Raw genomic sequence first — 18,972 nt, 5'->3', positions numbered from 1 at the left:
GAATGCACTTAGGACATTTTGTACTGTGCGCAATCATATACACCCCATAAAGCAATAAACACGCCAATACGGATTAACTGCGAGAGCGTATCTATAGCGTTCGTTATCAAGTTGTCACTATAACGTTAGTCGATACTGGTTATTTCAGACAACTCCACTCGGTGAACTCCCATATTTTGCGCTATTTTAATCAAATGCTTCATGTTTTCCTGAATACCCGTTATTTTGGAATGAGATTTGCTTTAAGCATGAGCTAAAGAATCGATGAACAAGAACGGCGTTAGACCCTCTTGTTAACTTCTTATCTCTTAAAATCGCTATCTCATTAAGTAGGATGTGACTGTGGTAAAACCAAACATAATAAAGACCAGCGAAAACCCACTTCAGACAATCGAAGTTGAAGTGTTCGACGAATATGGTGAGAAACTAACTAAACAGATCGCTTGCGAACGCCCTCTTACCGTTATGTTGAACTGGAAAGAGATCGTAACCCTGATGACACTCGGCTCGCGCCCTGAATCTTTAGTCTTGGGTTATTTGAAGAACCAAAGCTTCCTTTCAGATCCAGAAGCGGTTGAATCTATCATCATCGATTGGGAAACCAGTTCTGCTGCAGTCATCACCAAAGAAGACACGAGCCAACTTGAGCAAGCGCTTAAGAAGAAGACAGTGACCTCGGGCTGCGGTCAGGGAACCATGTATGGCAACGTAATGAAGCAGTTGGAAGATTACCAAGTGCCTCAAAACAAGATTAAGCAATCTGAAATCTACACTGCGCTTGAAGCATTGACTCATTACAACGATACCTACAAGAAAGCTGGCGCAGTCCATGGTTGCGCGGTTTGTAAAGACGACAAAGTTCTATCGTTTGTTGAAGATGTTGGCCGACACAATGCCGTTGATACATTGGCTGGTGAGATGTGGCTTAACAAAGAGTCAGGTGATGATAAGATCTTCTATACAACAGGTCGTTTGACGTCAGAAATGGTTATCAAGGTCGCACAGATGGGTATCCCAGTTCTGCTATCACGTTCTGGCGTAACGCAAATGGGCTTAGATTTGGCTCAGAAATTTGGTATCACGACTATTGCCCGCGCTAAAGGCCTGCGTTTCCAAGTGTTCACTGGCGCAGAGAAGATTGATTTTGATGTGAAAGGTGAATAATCAGCAGTCGGAAAAAAAGCGTAAGTTTGATTGGTGATTCACTAACCGCTTCTAATTGTAAAGTTCTGATGTAAAGAGTTAGTGATTCGTCAAGGATAGATACATAGAAACTTAGTTAGATACAAAAACGCCGTCATGCTTTTCAGTATGACGGCGTTTTTAATTTTCAGTTTATAGCTTTTGGCTTTTGGCTTAGTTTCCAACGTATTGAGTTGAAAGCTAAGGCTAACTTAAAGCTTAGCCGCGTGCTTTCAATAATTCTGCGTAAGTACCGCGGAAATCGTTGATCTTGCCATCTTTGATTTCAAGGATACGAGTTGCAAGCGAGTCTACGAATACACGGTCGTGAGATACGAAGAACAATGTGCCTTTGTAGTTCTCAAGAGCCAAGTTAAGCGCTTCGATAGATTCCATATCCATGTGGTTTGTTGGCTCATCCATTAGCAGGATGTTTGGTTTATGCATCATGATCTTACCAAGAAGCATACGACCTTGCTCACCACCAGAGATAACCTTTACAGATTTCTTAATGTCGTCTTGACCAAACAACATACGACCTAGGAAACCACGAACAACCTGCTCGTCTTCGCCTTCTTGGCGCCATTGGCTCATCCAGTCAAACAGGTTCATGTCTGTTTCGAAATCGTGAGCGTGATCTTGAGCGTAGTAACCGATGTTTGAGTTTTCAGACCACTTGTACTCACCAGTGCGTGGCTCAAGAGCGCCAGCTAGTGTGTTAAGTAGTGTTGTTTTACCTACACCGTTTTCACCGATGATAGCAACACGCTCACCTACTTCGAAAATACCGTCGAACTTGTTGTATAGGTCTTCTTCAAAACCTTGAGATAGGTTTTCAACCACAAGTGCGTTACGGAATAGCTCTTTAGACTGTTCAAAACGGATGAATGGGTTTTGACGGCTAGATGCTTTAACTTCGTCTAGTTGGATCTTATCGATCTGCTTAGCACGAGACGTTGCTTGCTTCGCTTTAGATGCGTTAGCAGAGAAGCGAGATACGAACGTTTGAAGTTCAGCAATTTGTGCTTTCTTCTTAGCGTTGTCAGACAGTAGACGTTCACGAGCTTGAGTCGCAGCCGTCATGTACTCATCGTAGTTACCAGGGAATAGACGAAGTTCGCCGTAATCAAGGTCAGCCATGTGTGTACAAACAGAGTTTAGGAAGTGACGGTCGTGCGAAATGATGATCATTGTGCAGTTACGTTGGTTTAGCGTATCTTCCAACCACTTAATAGTGTCCATATCCAGGTTGTTCGTTGGTTCGTCAAGAAGCATGATATGCGGGTCTGCAAACAGTACTTGAGACAATAGAACACGAAGTTTCCAACCTGGTGCGACTTCGCTCATCAGACCGAAATGCATTGATTCTTCAATACCTACCGCAAGAAGAAGCTCACCGGCTTTAGCTTCTGCCATGTAGCCGTCCATTTCAGCGAACTGAACTTCAAGGTCAGCCACTTTCATGCCATCTTCTTCGCTCATTTCTGGAAGCGAGTAAATACGGTCACGTTCTTGTTTTATAGCCCAAAGCTCTTTGTGACCCATGATAACCGTGTCGATTACCGTGAATTCTTCGTAAGCAAATTGGTCTTGGTTTAGCTTTGCAACGCGCTCGTTTGGATCGTAGCTTACGTTACCAGCACTTGGCTCAAGTTCACCCGATAGGATCTTCATGAACGTCGATTTACCACAGCCATTCGCGCCGATTAAACCGTAGCGGTTGCCTTCGCCGAACTTAACTGAAATATTTTCGAAAAGTGGCTTAGCGCCGAATTGTTGGGTGATATTTGCTGTGGAGATCAATGCCGTTACCTTTTTAATGTGAAAAACGCCGCAACGTTACTTCTTCGGGGCTTTAACTGCAAGTCTTGATTGCAATTACCCGCGATTAAGTAGTGATAACCCAACCAAATCATAGTTTGAGCTGACTCACACTTTTGATTTTCTATTTATCGACGAAAAGCCGCTGATTTTCAGGGAAAACAAAATATCAAACAGCGCCCTAAAATGGGAGAGATATAACGTCCCAAATCATGCCGACCATTGAATATATCGTATGCTAATCAGTTACAGTAAAACCAACCCGATCAAAGCAGCAACAGACATAGCCAAGACTAGCCTAATCCCTGACAATTTCATGAAAAAATCGGTTGAAACAGGAATAAAGTACTCGCCCCCGATACAGGGTTGGATTTCACAAAGTCAGATTATCTAACTATAGTAATCCTAACCTCATAATTCTAAGAGACTTTTATGCGTTCACTATCGCGCTTGTTAATCCTCACTTTGACCATTCTCTCTTGGCCTAGTCATGCCAACTTGGAATATGACTTACAATCTCAACCGCAGGTATCCAATATAGCGATTGATCTGGATAAGCGTATTGATTCTCTACCCGATCCCCTTTTCATGGAACAATCGGACAAACGCCAAGTTAATATTTTGCTTGCCGAAGTTCTGCGTGTTCAGAAATTGGAAATCAAAACCTTCGAGCAACAGATAAAAGCTTATAGAGATAACAACGACGCTGATCAATGGTTTGCCGTTCAAACTAGCTACGTCACATTGAATAACTTAAACGTCAGTAAACAGCATCTTCTAGAACAGACGAACTCTGCGAACAAAGAACGCTTAACCGGCTTTGGCCCTTATGGTGTCACCCAGTTCAAGCAAGAGTGGGAATTAACTAAGCTCAATATTGAGTATCTTGCATACTTCCAAATCCGAAGCTTCAAGGCGTTAGTTAACGATATCTTTATTTCGCCCGTACCTGTGATTGGTGCGTCGTTAAAAGTGTTATTCATCTATTTCGGTTTAGTGTGGTGGCTTGCTAACAGCACTCGCTTAATTGAGTTGTTTCGAATTAACTTTCTTGAAGCGAAAACGACCCCTCCTTTCTTGGTTCGTGTCATTTGGTACATCAGCCGCGCTGAACGTGCGATTGCTTGGCTAATTGCCATCACGCTTTCATTGAGAGTGCTTTCAAACATCCCTAGCTTGCAACACCTGATTTTCCTCGAAATATTCACATGGTGGATTCTCGGTGGTTCGATTGCCATCAGCTTTATTTTGGAATTTGCCTACCGTTTAGGTCGTACATCCAATCAAGAAGTGATCGCGCTGCGCCTATCAACTATTCGCCGTTATGTGTGGAGCTTCATTGTTGCGGGGGTGATTCTACAGATATCGAGCATTACGCTAGGTAAAGGCACGATTTATAGTTGGATATATAGCGCCCTGTTTTTCTGGTTTGTATTGGTTACGGTGTCAGTGCTCAGGTTATGGAGAGCGAAGGTCTTTGATACACTTCAACACATTTCTGATCGTCCGGTATGGGTGAATTGGGCGGTAAACCGTAAAGATACCTTGTTACTTAATATACTGGCGACGGCCATTGGTATCGTGTGGCTGAGCGTTTACAACTTCCAACACCGCATCATGGCCTTGCTGTCTAACTACACGCTATTTAGTCAAGCTTTAGCGTATCTGTTTAGAATCGAAGTGGCTAAGCAGTCTGACCTTGATAAGAATCAGCAAAACTTGGTTCGAATCAAAGGGGATCAAACGTATGAATACATTCTGCCGGGTAATATAGACAGTACGTTGATTGACTATGCCGGTGACGAGGTTAAGCAATTGTCTCGATATTTGATGTCAGACAGCCCAGCTATCTGTATTGTTTCAGGCGAGCGTGGTGTGGGCGCGACAACGCTGCTTTATACCTTGCTGCACAAAGTATCTAACGCTGAGCCCGTATATGTAAGTTGCCCTTACGCGGGTTATCAAGAGCTCTTAGCGCATTTAGCCGTGAGCATCGGCTTGGAAGAAGAAGCGACTGAGATTCAGATCTTAGCGCACCTGCGTAAGAGCAATACCACTTACTTGATTGCGATAGACAACGCACAACGACTGGTGAAACCAATGGTCGGTGGCCTGTCTGATTTGATTCGTCTGACCAACCTTCTGCGTCGTTCTAAAAAGAATCACCGTGTCGTGATATCGATTGCCAAATCAAGCTGGCGATTTGTTGATCGAGCGCGTGGCGAGCGTCTGCTGTTTGATTTGGTGTGCTTCCTTCCGCGTTGGACAGAGAAACAAGTGGGTGAACTTCTAAATAGCCGTATCAATACAGAGCTTGAGAAGCCGTTGTCTTTTGATGGCTTAGTTGTCCCTAAGCAATGGGACCAAGATGACATGAGCGAGGAAGATCGTGCACGCCAAGGCTTCTATCGAATCTTGTGGCACTACTCTGATGGCAACCCTACCGTTGCGCTGCGTTTCTTTAGGCTCTCTTTGAACCGCAATAAAGAGACAGATCAAGCCGTGGTACGTTTGTTCCACGTTCCTGAAGCGCAGGAACTGGAGAATATGCCGAAACCTATGTTGGCTGTACTGCGTTCTATTGTGCAACTGGAAATCGCTTCTCCAGAAGTGTTGTCTGAATGTACACAGCTGAGCACGGCAGAGATAACGGGGATTCTGCGTTACTTTGAAAGCCGTGGTTATATTGGTTGGCATGAAGAAAAGGCTCGAATTTCCGAGCACTGGTTCCGCCACATTACTAACGTTCTTGATCGTCAACATCTACTGGTGAAGTAAAATGAAGAAGTTATTTATCCTACTATTTGTTGGCTTGGCAAGTGCTGTCAGTTTCCCGACCTTTGCGACGGAAGAGTTAGCTAACGTAGAAAACATATCTAAGATAGCGAGCTTGGTGCGATGGAGCGGCGTGTTCTTCTCCATGATCGTTATTGCCGCAATGTGGTTGTTGCTCAAGTTCATCAATTCGTTGGTGACCAGTTTTGGTAGTCAGTTCGTGCAATATCGAATGCTGCTACAAAAGCTGCAATCGTTTACTCAGTTCTTTATCTACGTCAGCACCGGTCTTATCGTGTTCATGATGAGCTTTAGAATCAACGACCAAATCTTAGCTTTGATTGGTGGTACCCTCGCCGTGTCGGTCGGCTTTGCGCTTAAAGACTTGGCAGCATCGTTTATCGCTGGCATCACTGTGATGATTGACAGACCCTTTCAAGTTGGTGACCGCGTCACGTTTGAAGGTAACTATGGTGACATCATTACCATTGGTTTACGTTCTGTTCGAATGAGAACCCTAAATGACGACATCATTACGATCCCGAATAACAAGTTCTTAAATGAAGTGACCACCAGTGGTAACTATGGCGCATTGGACATGCAAGTGGTGATTCCGTTTTACGTCGGTATGAATGAAGACATCACCCTAGCCCGCGACCTGATTCAAGAAGCCGCGTCTTCAAGTCGTTACATACACTTACCAAAGCCTGTAACGGTTCTGGTTAAACAGACGATTACCGACAACTACCTAGCGATACAGTTGACGTGTAAGGCTTATGTGGTGGACACCGCGTATGAGAAATTGTTTGAAACCGACATTACCCTGCGTGTGATGAAAGAGTTTAAGAAGCACAACATCAACCCACCGAAGATTTCAGTGGCAGCGCATTAGGCTTAACGCTTTTCATGTTTTGGGCGCTCGTAATCGTTTGAAATGGCTTGTATTCATTTCAAATGATTAGCCATAAATAAAAACACCTCCGAACTTACCTTAAGTGCGGAGGTGTTTTTTTATGTCTTTGTGGTTCAAACTTTGATTAAAGGTTAGACACCAACAACTGCGGTGTGGCTTTTTGCTGAAGATAGATACTAAAGCGACTTCCTTTACCTACTTCGGATTCAACTCGTATTTCGCCACCCGTTTGGCTCAAAATACTTTGAGAAACGGACAAACCTAAGCCTGTGCCGTCTCTTTTGGTGGTATAGAAAGGCGAGAAAATACGTTTCAGTTGTTCTTCCTTAATACCACAGCCCTCATCTTCAACATGAACGATCGCACCATGAGACACACCATTTTCAACCCAGTCTTCACTTGAGATAGTCAATGTGCCCTGTCCGTCCATCGCGTGAATCGCGTTCATTTGCAGGTTCACTAGAATTTGCAGCAATTGGTTGCGGTTAACTTCGACAGACGTTTTAGCATGCAGTTGTGATACGTAGACAATGCCTTTCTTTTTCGCGCCTGTTTTTACGAGCGTAATACTTTCATCCACTATTGGATTGATATGTTGCCACGTAATTTCGTCTTGTACACCGCCGTGTCGACTGTATTGAAGCAAGCTTCGTGTGATATTTCGGATTCGGTCAATCTGCTCCATAATGGCGTGGACTTCTTCGTCTACACGGCTCATTTCATCGCCGAGTTCAAACTTCATTAGTTCAACGTTGCCAAGAATTACGGCTGTCGGGTTATTGATTTCATGAGCAATACCTGCGGTTAACTCACCTAACGCGGCTAATTTTTCGTTGACTACCAGCTTATCTCTAGCTTGGTTGAGAAGCTGGATGTGCAGTTCGAGTTCTTCAGTTTTCTCTTTCAAACTGGCGGTACGAGAGTGAACCTTACATTCGAGTTCAGACGCCGCTTGTTGAATCTCTTGATTACGCTCGTGGAGCAGATCTAACATTTTGTCGAACTGTTTCGCAAGCAACGTAAGTTCGTGTTGATCATCCAAACCCAACGTTCCGATTCGCTTGTCTTGCCCCATTTGGACGAGCTTTACAACTTTATGGATTCGTTCAATTGGGTTGAAAAGATCGCGTGCACCACGGTGTACGATCAAACCTGAAGCTAACAGCAGTAATATGATGGTGATGCTGATTTCACCAAGGTTAGTCAGATACGTCTCTACGAGTGGCCAGATTAGATAGCCGGTATAAAGCATGCCGATGACGTTATCGAATTGGTCATGAATTGGTTGATACGCGGTGATGTACCAAGCGTCGTAAACGTAAGCACGATCCAACCACTCTTTGCCCTCGTTTAACACTTTTGAGTGAACCTCATGCGAAACGCGAGTGCCTATTGCGCGCCCCGCACTTTCTTCACTGCTTAATGGCACATTAGTGCTAACGCGCAGATCATCAAGGAATACGGTAACCGTACCAATACGGCGGTTAAAACCATCACGTTGCGGATAGATCAAGTTGCTGATCTGATCAACTAACTGAGTACTGTTGTTGAGTAGGATACCACCGTCTAGAAAGCCAATTACTTGGTCATTCTCATCTCGAATCGACACAACGGTGCGGCTAACCAAACCCCGAGTTTCAACGTTTTGGCTATTGAGCATTGGAACTTCGGCTTGCCTTGCTAGGTTTTGGTCTAGATCGTTGAGTTCATTTTTGCTCAATACACTAAAGAATGACTCTTTGTGTGTTAGGTTGAGGTATTCAAGCTTTTTTTTCATACTCTCAACGCTTCGCCAACGCAAAAAATCGAGTTCATAGCGAGATTTGTTTTCAGAGACCCAACGAGTGAGCTCTTTTTGAGGAATATCACTCGTGAGCTTTAGTCGGAAGTTATAAGACTCAGCAAATGCTTGAACGTTGTAGGCCTGTTGGTTTTGAATGAGATGGATACTGTTGTCGGCAACATCCAAACGCTCATCAACATCGATCAATGCCCCCTGCCACGTATAATGAACCGACCAATACAAAGTGATCGCAACCAGAGCACATAACGTTAAGATGATCGGCGCTGACGTCAAAAATAACAGACGATAACGCACCATGGTTTTGAACCGGAACGCCCACTTAGTCCACCAATGACGTCTAATCGGCATATTCAGAGCCTTCTGTGTTCCAATCTTTGTACTTACGCTCTAGTGTTTTACGCGCCACACCGAGATCTCTCGCTGCTGCAGATTTGTTACCATCATGGAAACTCACCAGTTGTTCGATGTGAGATTTTTCTACTTCCTTGAGTGTCCAAGTGTTTGGGTAACCCTCAGCAGCGTCTACGTTATTCAAGTTTGGTATTTCCGCACCATGTGACACCGTCACTGAAATGCAGGTGGGCGCAGGATCGCCATTAATTTCGCGCCAATAGTGCGCTGGTGGCTTGTCTAAAAGAATGCATCTTTCAACTAAGTTCTTTAGTTCACGGATATTGCCTGGCCATTCGTATTCATTCATCGCCAAAATATCTTCATGCGCCCAGTTTGGGATGGGCACACCCAGCTCAGTAGATAACAAACGAGTGAAATATGGAACTAGCTCAATCAGATCCGATGGACGTTCTCTTAATGGCACAACATCGATTTTAAGCACATTGAGTCGGTAGAACAGATCGCGACGGAAGTGCCCTTTTTCGACCTCTTCTTGAAGGTTTCGGTTAGTCGCTGCCACTACTCGTACGTCAACAGCAATTTCTTTCTCGCTACCGACAGGACGAATAGTGCGTTGCTCTAACACACGCAACAGCGCTGCTTGCATTGGCAGTGGCATTTCACCGATTTCATCGAGGAACAAGGTACCGCCACTTGCGACTCTGAATAGACCTTCACGGTTTTTCTTAGCGCCGGTAAATGCGCCAGAGGTATGCCCGAATAGCTCACTTTCTAGAAGTTCAGGCGCAATTGCGCCACAGTTGATTGGCACGAATGGCCCTGTTCTTTTGCTGGCTTCATGTACACCACGAGCAACTAACTCTTTACCTGTACCCGACTCACCTTCTATAAGCACTGATGCTCGAGACGGTGCGAATTGACTGATCAGCAATTTAAGCTGCTTAGTTTTGTCTGAATTACCAATCAACTCCGTCTTGATATGACGGCTAACATCACGCTTCAACGCGTATTGCATTCTTTGATCAAGTCGCTTATCCATACAACGTAGAACAGCTTGTATCATCTGTTCTAAGTTGAACGGCTTAAGAATGAAATCTGAAGCGCCAAGCTTAAGCGCGGATATGGTCATCTCTAGATCGGCATAGCCAGTCATGAAAATAACATCGGCACGTTTGTCGTTGTCGTTAAACGCTTCTTCCCACTCAATACCAGAACGTCCTGGCAGGTTGATATCAAGAACGATCAGATCAAAGTGCTCGCTCGAACGCAGTATTTCTGCTTCTTCAACGGATCCGGCACTCGATACCTTGCCAAAGAACTTACCCAGAGCTTTCTTTAGAATAGCCTGCATCCCAACTTCATCGTCCACGACCAAGACGGAAAATGCTTGATATTGAGTCAATGTGCTGGGGTTTAGGTTCGATGCAGGTGAACTAGGTAAAGACATAATGATTAGCCGCTGGGGAAAGTTGGGACAGAGTGTACCAATTAACCTTTTGTACGACAGGGGCAATGTGCGACATTTTGTCCTAGCTCATGTTTTGATTTATTTTAACGGGGTAAATGACGCAGTTTCGTTTGAAATAACAGCAATTTAATGAAATCTGATGCACTATTTATTGGCATTAAGATTGCTTATAAGGTGTAGATTCCTAATTACAGCAATTAGCGTCTTATGCACATGCCCTTCTTCGAGCCCTTTAAAAATGGAGGCATGTCATTCATTTATAACAAAATGGACATAGTAATAATGAAAGCAATTCCTCTAACTATTGCAGCTCTATCTATCGTCAGTTACACGGCTAGTAGCGCAGAAGACATCACTCATATCAAATTGGCAACAACCACAAGTACCTACCACTCAGGCTTACTGGACTACTTGTTACCTGAGTTCGAAAAAGACTCTGGTATTAAGGTCGATGTTCTCGCAGCAGGTACAGGTAAATCACTTCGCATGGGTGAAAACGGCGATGTTGATTTGGTTATGACCCATGCACCAAAGGCAGAAGCGAATTTCGTTGAAAAGGGTTACGGCGTTTTACCTCGTAAGCTGATGTACAACGATTTTGTTATCGTTGGCCCACAAAGCGATCCTGCGAAGATTGAATCTCAAAAAGCAGTGGCTGATGTGTTTAAAGCAATCGCGAACAACAACGTGACGTTTGTTTCTCGTGGGGACGACTCTGGTACTCATAAGAAAGAGATGGGTATTTGGGCGCAAACTAATATGGAGCCAAACTTCGGCGGCTATCGCAGCGTTGGTCAAGGAATGGGCCCAACTCTGAATATGGCGTCTGAAATGCAAGGCTACACCATGACAGACCGTGGTACTTGGTTGGCTTACCAAAACAAACTTGACCTTAAAGTGTTGTTCCAAGGCGACAAAAACCTATTTAACCCTTACCAAGTGATTCTTGTTAACCCAGAACGCTACCCAAGCATCAACTACCAAGCAGCGAAAGTATTCAGTGATTGGCTGGTTAACCCTAAAGGTCAGAAGCTGATTAACGACTTTAAACTTCACGGTAAACAACTGTTTGTTGCTAGCGCAGAGTAGTCGTCATTGCACTATTCTTACAGGGTGAATAGTGAACTCGAAAACAATGAATAGCTGACTCACCCCGTATCATTAATCCAGTGTCAGCTATTACCCAAATATCAGCATTACTTTTTAAGACTTATTGTCGCTTTAAACGAGATACATCATGACCCTATGGCAAACAACGATTGATGCAATGAACCTACTCGTGAGTTTTGACCACGAATTGTGGCAAATCGTCGCGGTATCCTTCAGCGTATCTTTGTCCGCCATCTCATTAGTGATTGTTCCTGCAATCCTTTTGGCTTTCTTATTGGCTTATACTGAGTTCCCCGGGAAATGGGCATTGTTATCGGTGATCAACACCCTACAAGCGATACCGACTGTGGTTATTGGTTTGTTGATGTACATGATGCTTTCTCGTTCCGGCCCGCTCGGTGATTGGCAATTGCTGTTTACCCAAAAGGCGATGATTTTAGGTCAGATGCTGATCTGTTTTCCTATCCTAGTTGCGATGATGCACGGTGCTCTGCAGGCCAGTGACCGCCGAGCGGTTGAAACGGCGCGCACGCTTGGCGTATCAACAACACGTGTGGCATGTACCTTAATTTGGGAAACGCGCTTCCCTCTTTTAGCTGCAACTATCGCTGCCTTTTCTCGTATCGTCACTGAGGTTGGTTGTTCAATGATGGTTGGTGGCAACATTATGGGGATGACAAGAAATATCCCAACAGCTATCGCAATGGAAAGCCACAAAGGCGCATTCGCTCAAGGTGTGGCACTTGGTATGGTTTTATTAGCATTGGCATTAGCCCTTAACTTTTTCCTTTCCAGTGTGAGAGGAAAAGGCTACTTGAGAACTTAGGAACGCTGTCATGAGTATAAAAATAACAACGCAGCAGATTTCAATGCGCTACAAAGAGCGTGTTTTGTTCCATATCCCTGAATTGTCAATCGGCCCTAACGATGCCATTTACCTCAAAGGGGATAATGGCGTGGGTAAAACGACTCTACTTAAAATATTATCTGGATTGATTCAGCCAAGTTCTGGCCGCATTCAGTCTCCGACACAAAACTGGCAGCAGAGCCTATTCCCTAGGCTCAAATTCAAAGACATCATTTATCTGCATCAAACCCCTTATCTTTTTGATGGTTCGGTGTACCAAAATGTCGCTTATGGCATTCGCTTTAATAAAGAGAGTCAAAAAGATAAGCGAGCTCAAATAATTAATGCGTTGAGAATGGTAGGTTTAGAAACCCTGGCAGATGAGCACATTTCTGTGTTGTCTGGTGGTGAGCGCCAACGCGTTGCAATGGCACGAGCTTGGATTCTTAAGCCTTCAATTTTACTTATGGATGAACCAAGTGCTTCTTTAGACAAAGAATCTATTGAAAGATTGGTGATTATGGCCGAAGATCTTCTTCAGAGAGGCGCAAGTTTAGTCATTACTAGTCACCAAACTAACGCGTTAACCGACTTATGTAAGAAGCAATGGTGGATCAAAGACAATACTTTGACCGAATCGCCGCTTCTGCAAGTTATTCAGAAAGATAAAGCACAAGAGAATATTTATGCTGCTTCCAACGCAAACTAGTTGGGTTATTTTGGCTGGCGGACAAGCCAGCCGTATGGGCGGAAAAGATAAAGGACTCGTTGAGCTCAACGGTTCTCCGCTTATTCAATACGTTATAAACAAGCTGTCTCAACAAGATGTCAGCATTAGCATCAATGCCAACCGTAACTTAGACAGTTACCAAGCATTTGCACCGGTTGTGTCCGATTCTTTCCCTGACTACCCAGGCCCTTTGGGTGGGATTCACGCTGGCCTTAAAAACGCGACCACAGATTGGGTAGGCTTTGTTCCTTGCGACAGCCCTCAAATCAGTGACGACCTTGTTGAGCGTTTTTGTGCAGCAGTAAAAGAAGACAGCGACATTCTTGTCGCGCATGATGGCGAATTTAAGCAACCAGTATTCACCCTATTCCACAAACGTGTTCTACCAAAGTTAGAAGCGTTTTTGGAACGTGGTGATCGTAAAATTATCTTGCTATACAAAGAGTGTGTCACCGAATACGTTGATTTTAGCGATTCTCCTAACTGCTTTGTGAATCTAAACACGCCAGAAGAACTCACCCAATTCGGAACGCTTCAATAATGAAAGATTCTAAACAACGCCCTAACCTTCCTCTATTGGGGTTTGCTGCTTACAGTGGCACAGGCAAAACAACCGTACTTGAAGCGTTGCTGCCTCTGCTGACTAATGCGGGTTTAAAAGTCGGTGTTCTTAAGCACGCCCACCACGATTTCGATGTCGATAAGCCGGGTAAAGACAGCTACCGTTTACGCAAAGCGGGCGCAAATCAAATGCTGATAGCTTCTCGAAACCGTCACGTGATGATGACTGAGACTCCAGAAGCGGAAGCCGATTTTGATTACCTGTTGACTCGCTTTGATACCAACACACTTGATCTAATTTTGGTTGAAGGCTGTAAGAACATTGCTTTCCCTAAAATCGAGCTTCACCGTGATGAAGTGGGTAAACCTTGGTTGTACCAAAACGATGACAACATCATTGCTATTGCTGCTGATAGCCACGTTGAATCTGACCTGCCTCAAATGGCGATCAATGACTTAGAAGCGATTCGTGATTTTATTATCAAATATGCTCACTCATTCGCCTCTTCATCGACAAGAAACAAAACAGCGTCGTGTTCAGAGTCAAAAGACAACACGCCTGCCGTGTGTTGTGATTCGTTCTCTCCTGCAGGTTTAACCGTAACTCAGGGCCAACAAAAGATTGTTGATAGCATTGACGCGCTTGATCTCACAGAGAGTGTTGAATTACTGCAAGGCTACGGTCGTGTGTTGGCTGAAGATGTGATCTCGCCAATCAACGTCCCACAGAATACTAATTCTGCAATGGATGGCTACGCGATTCGTAGTGAAGATCTTGAATTGGATAGCTACAACATTGTTGCTGAAGTTATGGCTGGTCACAGCTACGACAAAACCGTTCAACAAGGTGAAGCTGTTAAGATCATGACGGGTGCACCAATGCCAGATGGCGTTGATGTTGTTGTGATGCGTGAGCAAGCCGTGCAAGATGGCGCCAAAGTTCGCTTCCCTGATGCTAAAATTTCTGTTGGACAAAATGTCCGTATGGCAGGTGAAGATTTAGAGATCGGCCAACCCGTCTTTACACGAGGCACCCGCATTGAAGCACCTGAAATGGGCATGATGGCGTCGTTAGGTTTTGGCACCTGCCCTGTTCTGCGTAAAGTTAAAGTGGGCGTGTTCTCTACGGGCGATGAAGTTCAGGCGCCGGGTAGCGAGCAAAAACCAAACTCTATCTACGACTCGAACCGTTTTACGATTATTGGCATGCTTCAAAAGCTCGGCTGTGACATCGTCGATTACGGCATCATTGAAGATGACGAACAAAAGATGATGGATGTACTGCATTCTGCTTCTTTAGAAACTGATATGGTTCTGACGTCTGGTGGCGTGTCTGTTGGTGATGCTGACTACATCAAACTCGCGTTAGATAAGCTGGGCGAGATTAACTTCTGGCGTATCAACATGCGTCCAGGTCGCCCTCTTGCTTACGGAAAAATTGAAGACAAACCTTTCTTCGGTTTACCGGGCAACCCAGTAGCCGTGATGGTGTCGTTCATTAACTTTGTAGAACCTGCAATCCGCAAGCTACAAGGTCAAACTAACTGGACACCAGTGAAAGCGAACGCGATAGCAACTGAGCAATTACGTTCTCGTCAAGGTCGTACTGAGTTCAGCCGTGGTGTGTTCTCAATGAACGAATCAGGCGTGCTTGAAGTAAAAACAACCGGTAAGCAAGGTTCAGGTATTCTACGTTCAATGAGCGAAGCGAACTGCTTAATCGAAATCTCGCCAGCGGTTGATACCGTGAAAGTCGGCGAAACAGTGACGATCATTCCTCTTCAAGGGCGTGTTTAATTTAAGGTTCAATGAGACCTAAATTGACTTACCAGATCTTTAATTAACTTAGCTGCTTTTTAATTGCTTTGGAAGATCTTCGCCAAGACATAGATGAAGCCCCTTCTATCGAGCTTTCGATGTTGAGGGGCTTTCTTTTGTGTTTGTTTCGTGAAAAACAACCTGTTCGTTTCCTTAAAGACAAAAGCTTAAATGACGCCAAACGTTTAGAACGATAATCTTAAGATTTTTTATCATAACCTTGAGCCACGTACTGTTTTTATGTAGAGTGCGCGCAAAGTAATAATTCTATTGGAGAGCACCATGGCTCGTACCATTCTGTACACTTACAAAGACGAAGACAAAGAGTTACTGTTTTCAAAACAAGAACACCGCACGATCCAAGAAGCTGTCGCTGCAGCCGAAGGTATCGACATCACTGAGTACCTAAAAACTGAGCAACAGCTTGAGTTTATTTCTGATACTAAAGCGGTTCGTAACTACCAAGATAACTATTTCCGCAAGCTTGGCTTTACTAAGCTTACGTTGAAGCAAAAAGACAACCTTGGTGTTGGTAAAAAGAAGAAGTAAGCCCTCTGGCTTATTTTTCTCGATCTGTAGCTTCTAGCTTTTCGTTTTCACTTTAGAGTTAAGAGTTAAAAGCTAAGAAGTTAAGAGCTAAAGAAACGAAAACACCGAACAATAAAAAATGCCGCAACCTCTTTCGAGATTGCGGCATTTTTATTTATGCTTTTGACTATCTAACCTTAACTATCTTAACGTAAGTAACGATTACTTAATGTTAAGGAATGCAGCGCCACGAACACCGCCTGAATCACCGTGTTTCGCTTTGATGATCTTCGGACATTTCGCTACAGACAACAGATATTTAGGAATACGCTTTGGCATTTCTTCGTAGATAAGTTCGAAGTTTGAAAGACCACCACCCAGAGCAACTACATGTGGGTCAAGACCCGTAAACAGGTTCGCAAAACATATAGCCAGTAGTTCCATGAAACGGTCTACGTGTTCAGCGGCTTGTGCTTCACCTTCATTGTAAGCCTGGATGATCTCAATCGCTTTCTTCTTCTCACCGAAGTAGTGCTCGTAAATCAGTTCGAAGCCACGACCTGATAAATAGCTGTCTAAACAACCTTTCTTGCCACAACCACAACCTAACAGAGGTGCGTTGTCGCCAAGGTGGAACCAAGCATCAAGAGGAAGACGCATATGGCCTAACTCACCTGCAACGTGATTACGGCCAGAGAATACTTTGCCTTCGTAAACTAAACCGCCACCAAAGCCAGTACCTAAAATTAGGCCTGCTACTGATGGTTCATCTTTAAGCTCATCATCCCACGCTTCTGAAAGCGCAAAACAGTTCGCATCATTTTCAATTTTCACGCTACGACCAATCAGTGCTTCTAAGTCTTTGCGTAGTGGTTTCCCTGTTGAAGCTGGTACGTTAACAACCAACATTGTGCCGTCGTCAGCATCTTCCATTCCAGGAAGCCCAAGACCAATTTTGCCTTCGCAAGAAAATTCGTTGTCGTACTTCTTTACCAAACCGGCAATTGTATCAAGTAGCAGTTGATAATCTTCAGTGGGCGTTGGTACGCGTTCTGTCGCTACTCGCTCAAGTTTTTCATTGAACGCACCAAACTCAATCTTTGTGCCGCCAACATCGAAGCCGTAATACATGAAATCTCTCCAATTTTTCCCTAAATTCGGGCAAATAAATTTTTGTAAATAAACAACTAAAGAGCATTATCCATAACACTCCCCCTACAAACCGTGATAGATGACAAACTTATCCCGTGTTTGAGTTTGTTTGAACAACAAGTCAGCACAAAGCGGTTAAAGGTTAGAGTGACGTCTCACTTTTAGTATGATCTATGAAAGCATTCAGGCTTGGTTTGGTTGGATCCGACTTATAACGTGTCTTACTTAACATGTAACTTTCCCGAAATGTCTCAAACCATAGTTGTAAAGTCTTGGCACCCTGCTCTTCACCAGCCTGTTTCAAAACCAAGCTCGCCACTTCGGCTGTCGAAAGATGTTGTTCGTTGTCTGACTTTCGCATCATGTATTGAGAAACTGACTCAGGCTCAATCGATAACACAGGTAAATCTTGCAGATATTCTGAGCGACGAAAAATTCGACGAGCCTCGCGCCAGCTACCATCAATAAAGATCAGCAATAGTGTTTTGTTTGGGTCACGCATTTGTGGCAGGTTTTGAACCACGCGCGATTTGTCATCTGTATAGTCTTCGGGGAACACTACAACAGCTTGATAGTTGTCATCTTTTAAGACATCCAACATTTCTTGATTTGGCTCTGTGCGATGCCATAGGTAAGCGTAACTGTCTTTTACTGTATCGAGAATCAATCGACCAGTGTTACTTGGTTTTAATATTTCGTTGTCTGACAAGATCAACATAGTCGCGACGTTCGTATTTACGTCTGGTTGATGTGCACAGATACAGCTGTCTTGTTTGATTTTACAGAACTCACATCGAACCACTTTACACCCGCGCGCGTTAAACGGTTTGGTAGCAATGGACAAACGATGTTGATATAAACGGTGAAAAGCGTGGATTCTCATGGACAATAACGATAGATCTAGAAAAGTGGCACGATTGTACTTACAGTGTCCTTAGAATGATAGAAGGAATCCCCATGCAAGACCCATCCCTGCTTCGCCTTGTTTGTTTTATTGTCGTTTTTGGATTGTGTGCGCTTTGGGAGTACCGATTTCCCCGGAAAACACTGACTCAAAGCAAATGGTTTCGCTGGGGTAACAACTTTGCGTTGGTTGCTTTGAACAGCTTTCTATTAGCCACTCTAATTCCAATCGCAGCATTTCAAGCGGCGGTTATCGCACAAGAACACCAATGGGGTCTGTTCAATACCCTGTCACTTCCGAAAGAACTCACCATTCTGATCTGTGTTTTACTGTTAGATTGCGCTATTTACCTGCAACACTTGGTGTTTCATCGTGTTTCATGGCTATGGAAATTACACCGAGTTCATCATGCGGATCTCGATATTGATGTCACAACCGGAACTCGTTTTCATCCAATTGAAATGATCCTTTCAATGCTGATTAAAGTGAGTTTGGTGATCGTGCTTGGTGTACCTGTCATCGCGGTCGTTATCTTTGAAATTGTTCTTAATGCCAGTGCGATGTTTAACCACAGCAATGCGCGTCTGCCACTGTGGATTGATAAGCGATTGAGAAAAGTGATTGTGACACCAGACATGCACCGCGTTCATCACTCGGTCATCGTGAAAGAAACACACTCAAACTTTGGCTTCTTTTTATCGGTGTGGGATGTTTGGTTTAAGACTTACCGCGCTCAACCCAAGCTTGGTCATGATAACGTTCATATCGGCGTGCCAGAGATACAAGATGGTAAAGAACAACGGTTAGATCTGATGCTACGTCAGCCATTTGCACGATTCCCTGCAACGAAAGACTAGGTTCTAATACACCTGAGTTTCAAGCTTGTATTGAGATCGAACTTACTTAATTCCCCAAAAACGCCCTTAGATTCTTGTGAAAACTTAAGGGCGTTTTTGTATCAATAGGAGTTTAGGCGTAGCTAGTGCTTCAACCCTTGTGCTGTCC

General features: G+C 44.1%; 15 protein-coding genes. 10 read left to right on the top strand and 5 right to left on the bottom strand.

The features are described 5' to 3' along the window. Positions 1–342 precede the first annotated feature (342 nt). Positions 343–1,164, top strand: coding sequence for a formate dehydrogenase accessory sulfurtransferase FdhD (fdhD, locus tag K08M4_RS07510; protein ID WP_086049430.1), 822 nt, complete (start codon positions 343–345; stop codon positions 1,162–1,164). Between the two features lie 237 nt (positions 1,165–1,401). On the opposite strand, the gene K08M4_RS07505 is transcribed toward fdhD, so the two are convergent. Further along, complete coding sequence (locus tag K08M4_RS07505; protein ID WP_017103159.1) at positions 1,402–2,985, bottom strand: ABC-F family ATPase; 1,584 nt, start codon at positions 2,983–2,985, stop codon at positions 1,402–1,404. Positions 2,986–3,435: 450 nt separating this feature from the next. On the opposite strand from K08M4_RS07505, the gene K08M4_RS07500 reads away from it, so the two are divergent. Further along, positions 3,436–5,781, top strand: a complete 2,346-nt coding sequence (locus K08M4_RS07500; protein ID WP_086049429.1) for an ATP-binding protein — start codon at positions 3,436–3,438, stop codon at positions 5,779–5,781. Position 5,782: 1 nt separating this feature from the next. After that, complete coding sequence (locus K08M4_RS07495; RefSeq protein ID WP_009846738.1) at positions 5,783–6,670, top strand: mechanosensitive ion channel family protein; 888 nt, start codon at positions 5,783–5,785, stop codon at positions 6,668–6,670. 145 nt (positions 6,671–6,815) lie between these two features. Here the strand turns inward: K08M4_RS07495 and K08M4_RS07490 are convergent, their stop codons facing one another. Together K08M4_RS07490 and K08M4_RS07485 are read right to left on the bottom strand one after the other, a co-directional pair. Further along, positions 6,816–8,843 (bottom strand): sensor histidine kinase, encoded by a 2,028-nt coding sequence (locus K08M4_RS07490; RefSeq protein WP_086049428.1) that lies wholly within the window; start codon positions 8,841–8,843, stop codon positions 6,816–6,818. After that, positions 8,833–10,296, bottom strand: a complete 1,464-nt coding sequence (locus K08M4_RS07485; protein ID WP_086049427.1) for a sigma-54-dependent transcriptional regulator — start codon at positions 10,294–10,296, stop codon at positions 8,833–8,835. Before K08M4_RS07485 ends, K08M4_RS07490 begins: the two co-directional genes overlap by 11 nt. 303 nt (positions 10,297–10,599) lie before the next feature. Here K08M4_RS07485 and K08M4_RS07480 point away from each other — a divergent pair, with 303 nt between their 5' ends. The 6 genes from K08M4_RS07480 to K08M4_RS07455 all read left to right on the top strand — a co-directional run bounded on the left by K08M4_RS07480 (position 10,600) and on the right by K08M4_RS07455 (position 15,932). Continuing rightward, the gene (locus tag K08M4_RS07480; RefSeq protein WP_086049426.1) at positions 10,600–11,406 is read left to right on the top strand and encodes an ABC transporter substrate-binding protein; all 807 of its coding nucleotides are present in this window, start codon (positions 10,600–10,602) and stop codon (positions 11,404–11,406) included. A gap of 148 nt (positions 11,407–11,554) precedes the next feature. Further along, complete coding sequence (locus K08M4_RS07475) at positions 11,555–12,253, top strand: ABC transporter permease (RefSeq protein ID WP_086049425.1); 699 nt, start codon at positions 11,555–11,557, stop codon at positions 12,251–12,253. A gap of 10 nt (positions 12,254–12,263) precedes the next feature. Next, the gene (locus K08M4_RS07470) at positions 12,264–12,983 is read left to right on the top strand and encodes an energy-coupling factor ABC transporter ATP-binding protein (RefSeq protein WP_086049424.1); all 720 of its coding nucleotides are present in this window, start codon (positions 12,264–12,266) and stop codon (positions 12,981–12,983) included. Further along, positions 12,961–13,545, top strand: coding sequence for a molybdenum cofactor guanylyltransferase MobA (mobA, locus tag K08M4_RS07465; protein ID WP_086049423.1), 585 nt, complete (start codon positions 12,961–12,963; stop codon positions 13,543–13,545). Before K08M4_RS07470 ends, mobA begins: the two co-directional genes overlap by 23 nt. Next, on the top strand, positions 13,545–15,362 hold the full coding sequence (locus K08M4_RS07460) for a bifunctional molybdopterin-guanine dinucleotide biosynthesis adaptor protein MobB/molybdopterin molybdotransferase MoeA (RefSeq protein ID WP_086049422.1): 1,818 nt from the start codon (positions 13,545–13,547) through the stop codon (positions 15,360–15,362). Before mobA ends, K08M4_RS07460 begins: the two co-directional genes overlap by 1 nt. Positions 15,363–15,665: 303 nt before the next feature. Further along, positions 15,666–15,932 carry a DUF2960 family protein gene (locus tag K08M4_RS07455; protein WP_004733780.1) on the top strand — a complete coding sequence of 89 codons (267 nt, stop codon included), beginning with the start codon at positions 15,666–15,668 and terminating at the stop codon, positions 15,930–15,932. Positions 15,933–16,133: 201 nt separating this feature from the next. Here the strand turns inward: K08M4_RS07455 and nagK are convergent, their stop codons facing one another. Together nagK and K08M4_RS07445 are read right to left on the bottom strand one after the other, a co-directional pair. Further along, positions 16,134–17,042, bottom strand: coding sequence for an N-acetylglucosamine kinase (nagK, locus tag K08M4_RS07450; RefSeq protein WP_086049421.1), 909 nt, complete (start codon positions 17,040–17,042; stop codon positions 16,134–16,136). Between the two features lie 163 nt (positions 17,043–17,205). Further along, a complete protein-coding gene (locus K08M4_RS07445; RefSeq protein ID WP_086049420.1) occupies positions 17,206–17,952 on the bottom strand; it encodes a tRNA-uridine aminocarboxypropyltransferase in 747 nt (248 codons plus the stop codon). 68 nt (positions 17,953–18,020) lie between these two features. Here K08M4_RS07445 and K08M4_RS07440 point away from each other — a divergent pair, with 68 nt between their 5' ends. Then, positions 18,021–18,824: a sterol desaturase family protein gene (locus K08M4_RS07440; RefSeq protein WP_086049419.1), complete on the top strand. Its 804-nt coding sequence runs from the start codon at positions 18,021–18,023 to the stop codon at positions 18,822–18,824. Positions 18,825–18,972: the final 148 nt, after the last annotated feature.

The sequence above is a fragment of the Vibrio syngnathi genome (assembly GCF_002119525.1).
GTDB lineage: Bacteria > Pseudomonadota > Gammaproteobacteria > Enterobacterales > Vibrionaceae > Vibrio > Vibrio syngnathi.
Note: the sequence above shows the minus strand (reverse complement) of the source record. Positions and strands in the feature narration are given on the sequence as shown.

Coding starts and splice junctions, on each gene's coding strand:
- K08M4_RS07500 (WP_086049429.1), top strand. CDS start 3,436: ATGCGTTCACTATCGCGCTTGTTAATCCTCACTTTGACCATTCTCTCT.
- K08M4_RS07495 (WP_009846738.1), top strand. CDS start 5,783: ATGAAGAAGTTATTTATCCTACTATTTGTTGGCTTGGCAAGTGCTGTC.
- K08M4_RS07490 (WP_086049428.1), bottom strand. CDS start 8,843: ATGCCGATTAGACGTCATTGGTGGACTAAGTGGGCGTTCCGGTTCAAA.
- K08M4_RS07485 (WP_086049427.1), bottom strand. CDS start 10,296: ATGTCTTTACCTAGTTCACCTGCATCGAACCTAAACCCCAGCACATTG.
- K08M4_RS07480 (WP_086049426.1), top strand. CDS start 10,600: ATGAAAGCAATTCCTCTAACTATTGCAGCTCTATCTATCGTCAGTTAC.
- K08M4_RS07475 (WP_086049425.1), top strand. CDS start 11,555: ATGACCCTATGGCAAACAACGATTGATGCAATGAACCTACTCGTGAGT.
- K08M4_RS07470 (WP_086049424.1), top strand. CDS start 12,264: ATGAGTATAAAAATAACAACGCAGCAGATTTCAATGCGCTACAAAGAG.
- mobA (WP_086049423.1), top strand. CDS start 12,961: ATGCTGCTTCCAACGCAAACTAGTTGGGTTATTTTGGCTGGCGGACAA.
- K08M4_RS07460 (WP_086049422.1), top strand. CDS start 13,545: ATGAAAGATTCTAAACAACGCCCTAACCTTCCTCTATTGGGGTTTGCT.
- K08M4_RS07455 (WP_004733780.1), top strand. CDS start 15,666: ATGGCTCGTACCATTCTGTACACTTACAAAGACGAAGACAAAGAGTTA.
- nagK (WP_086049421.1), bottom strand. CDS start 17,042: ATGTATTACGGCTTCGATGTTGGCGGCACAAAGATTGAGTTTGGTGCG.
- K08M4_RS07440 (WP_086049419.1), top strand. CDS start 18,021: ATGCAAGACCCATCCCTGCTTCGCCTTGTTTGTTTTATTGTCGTTTTT.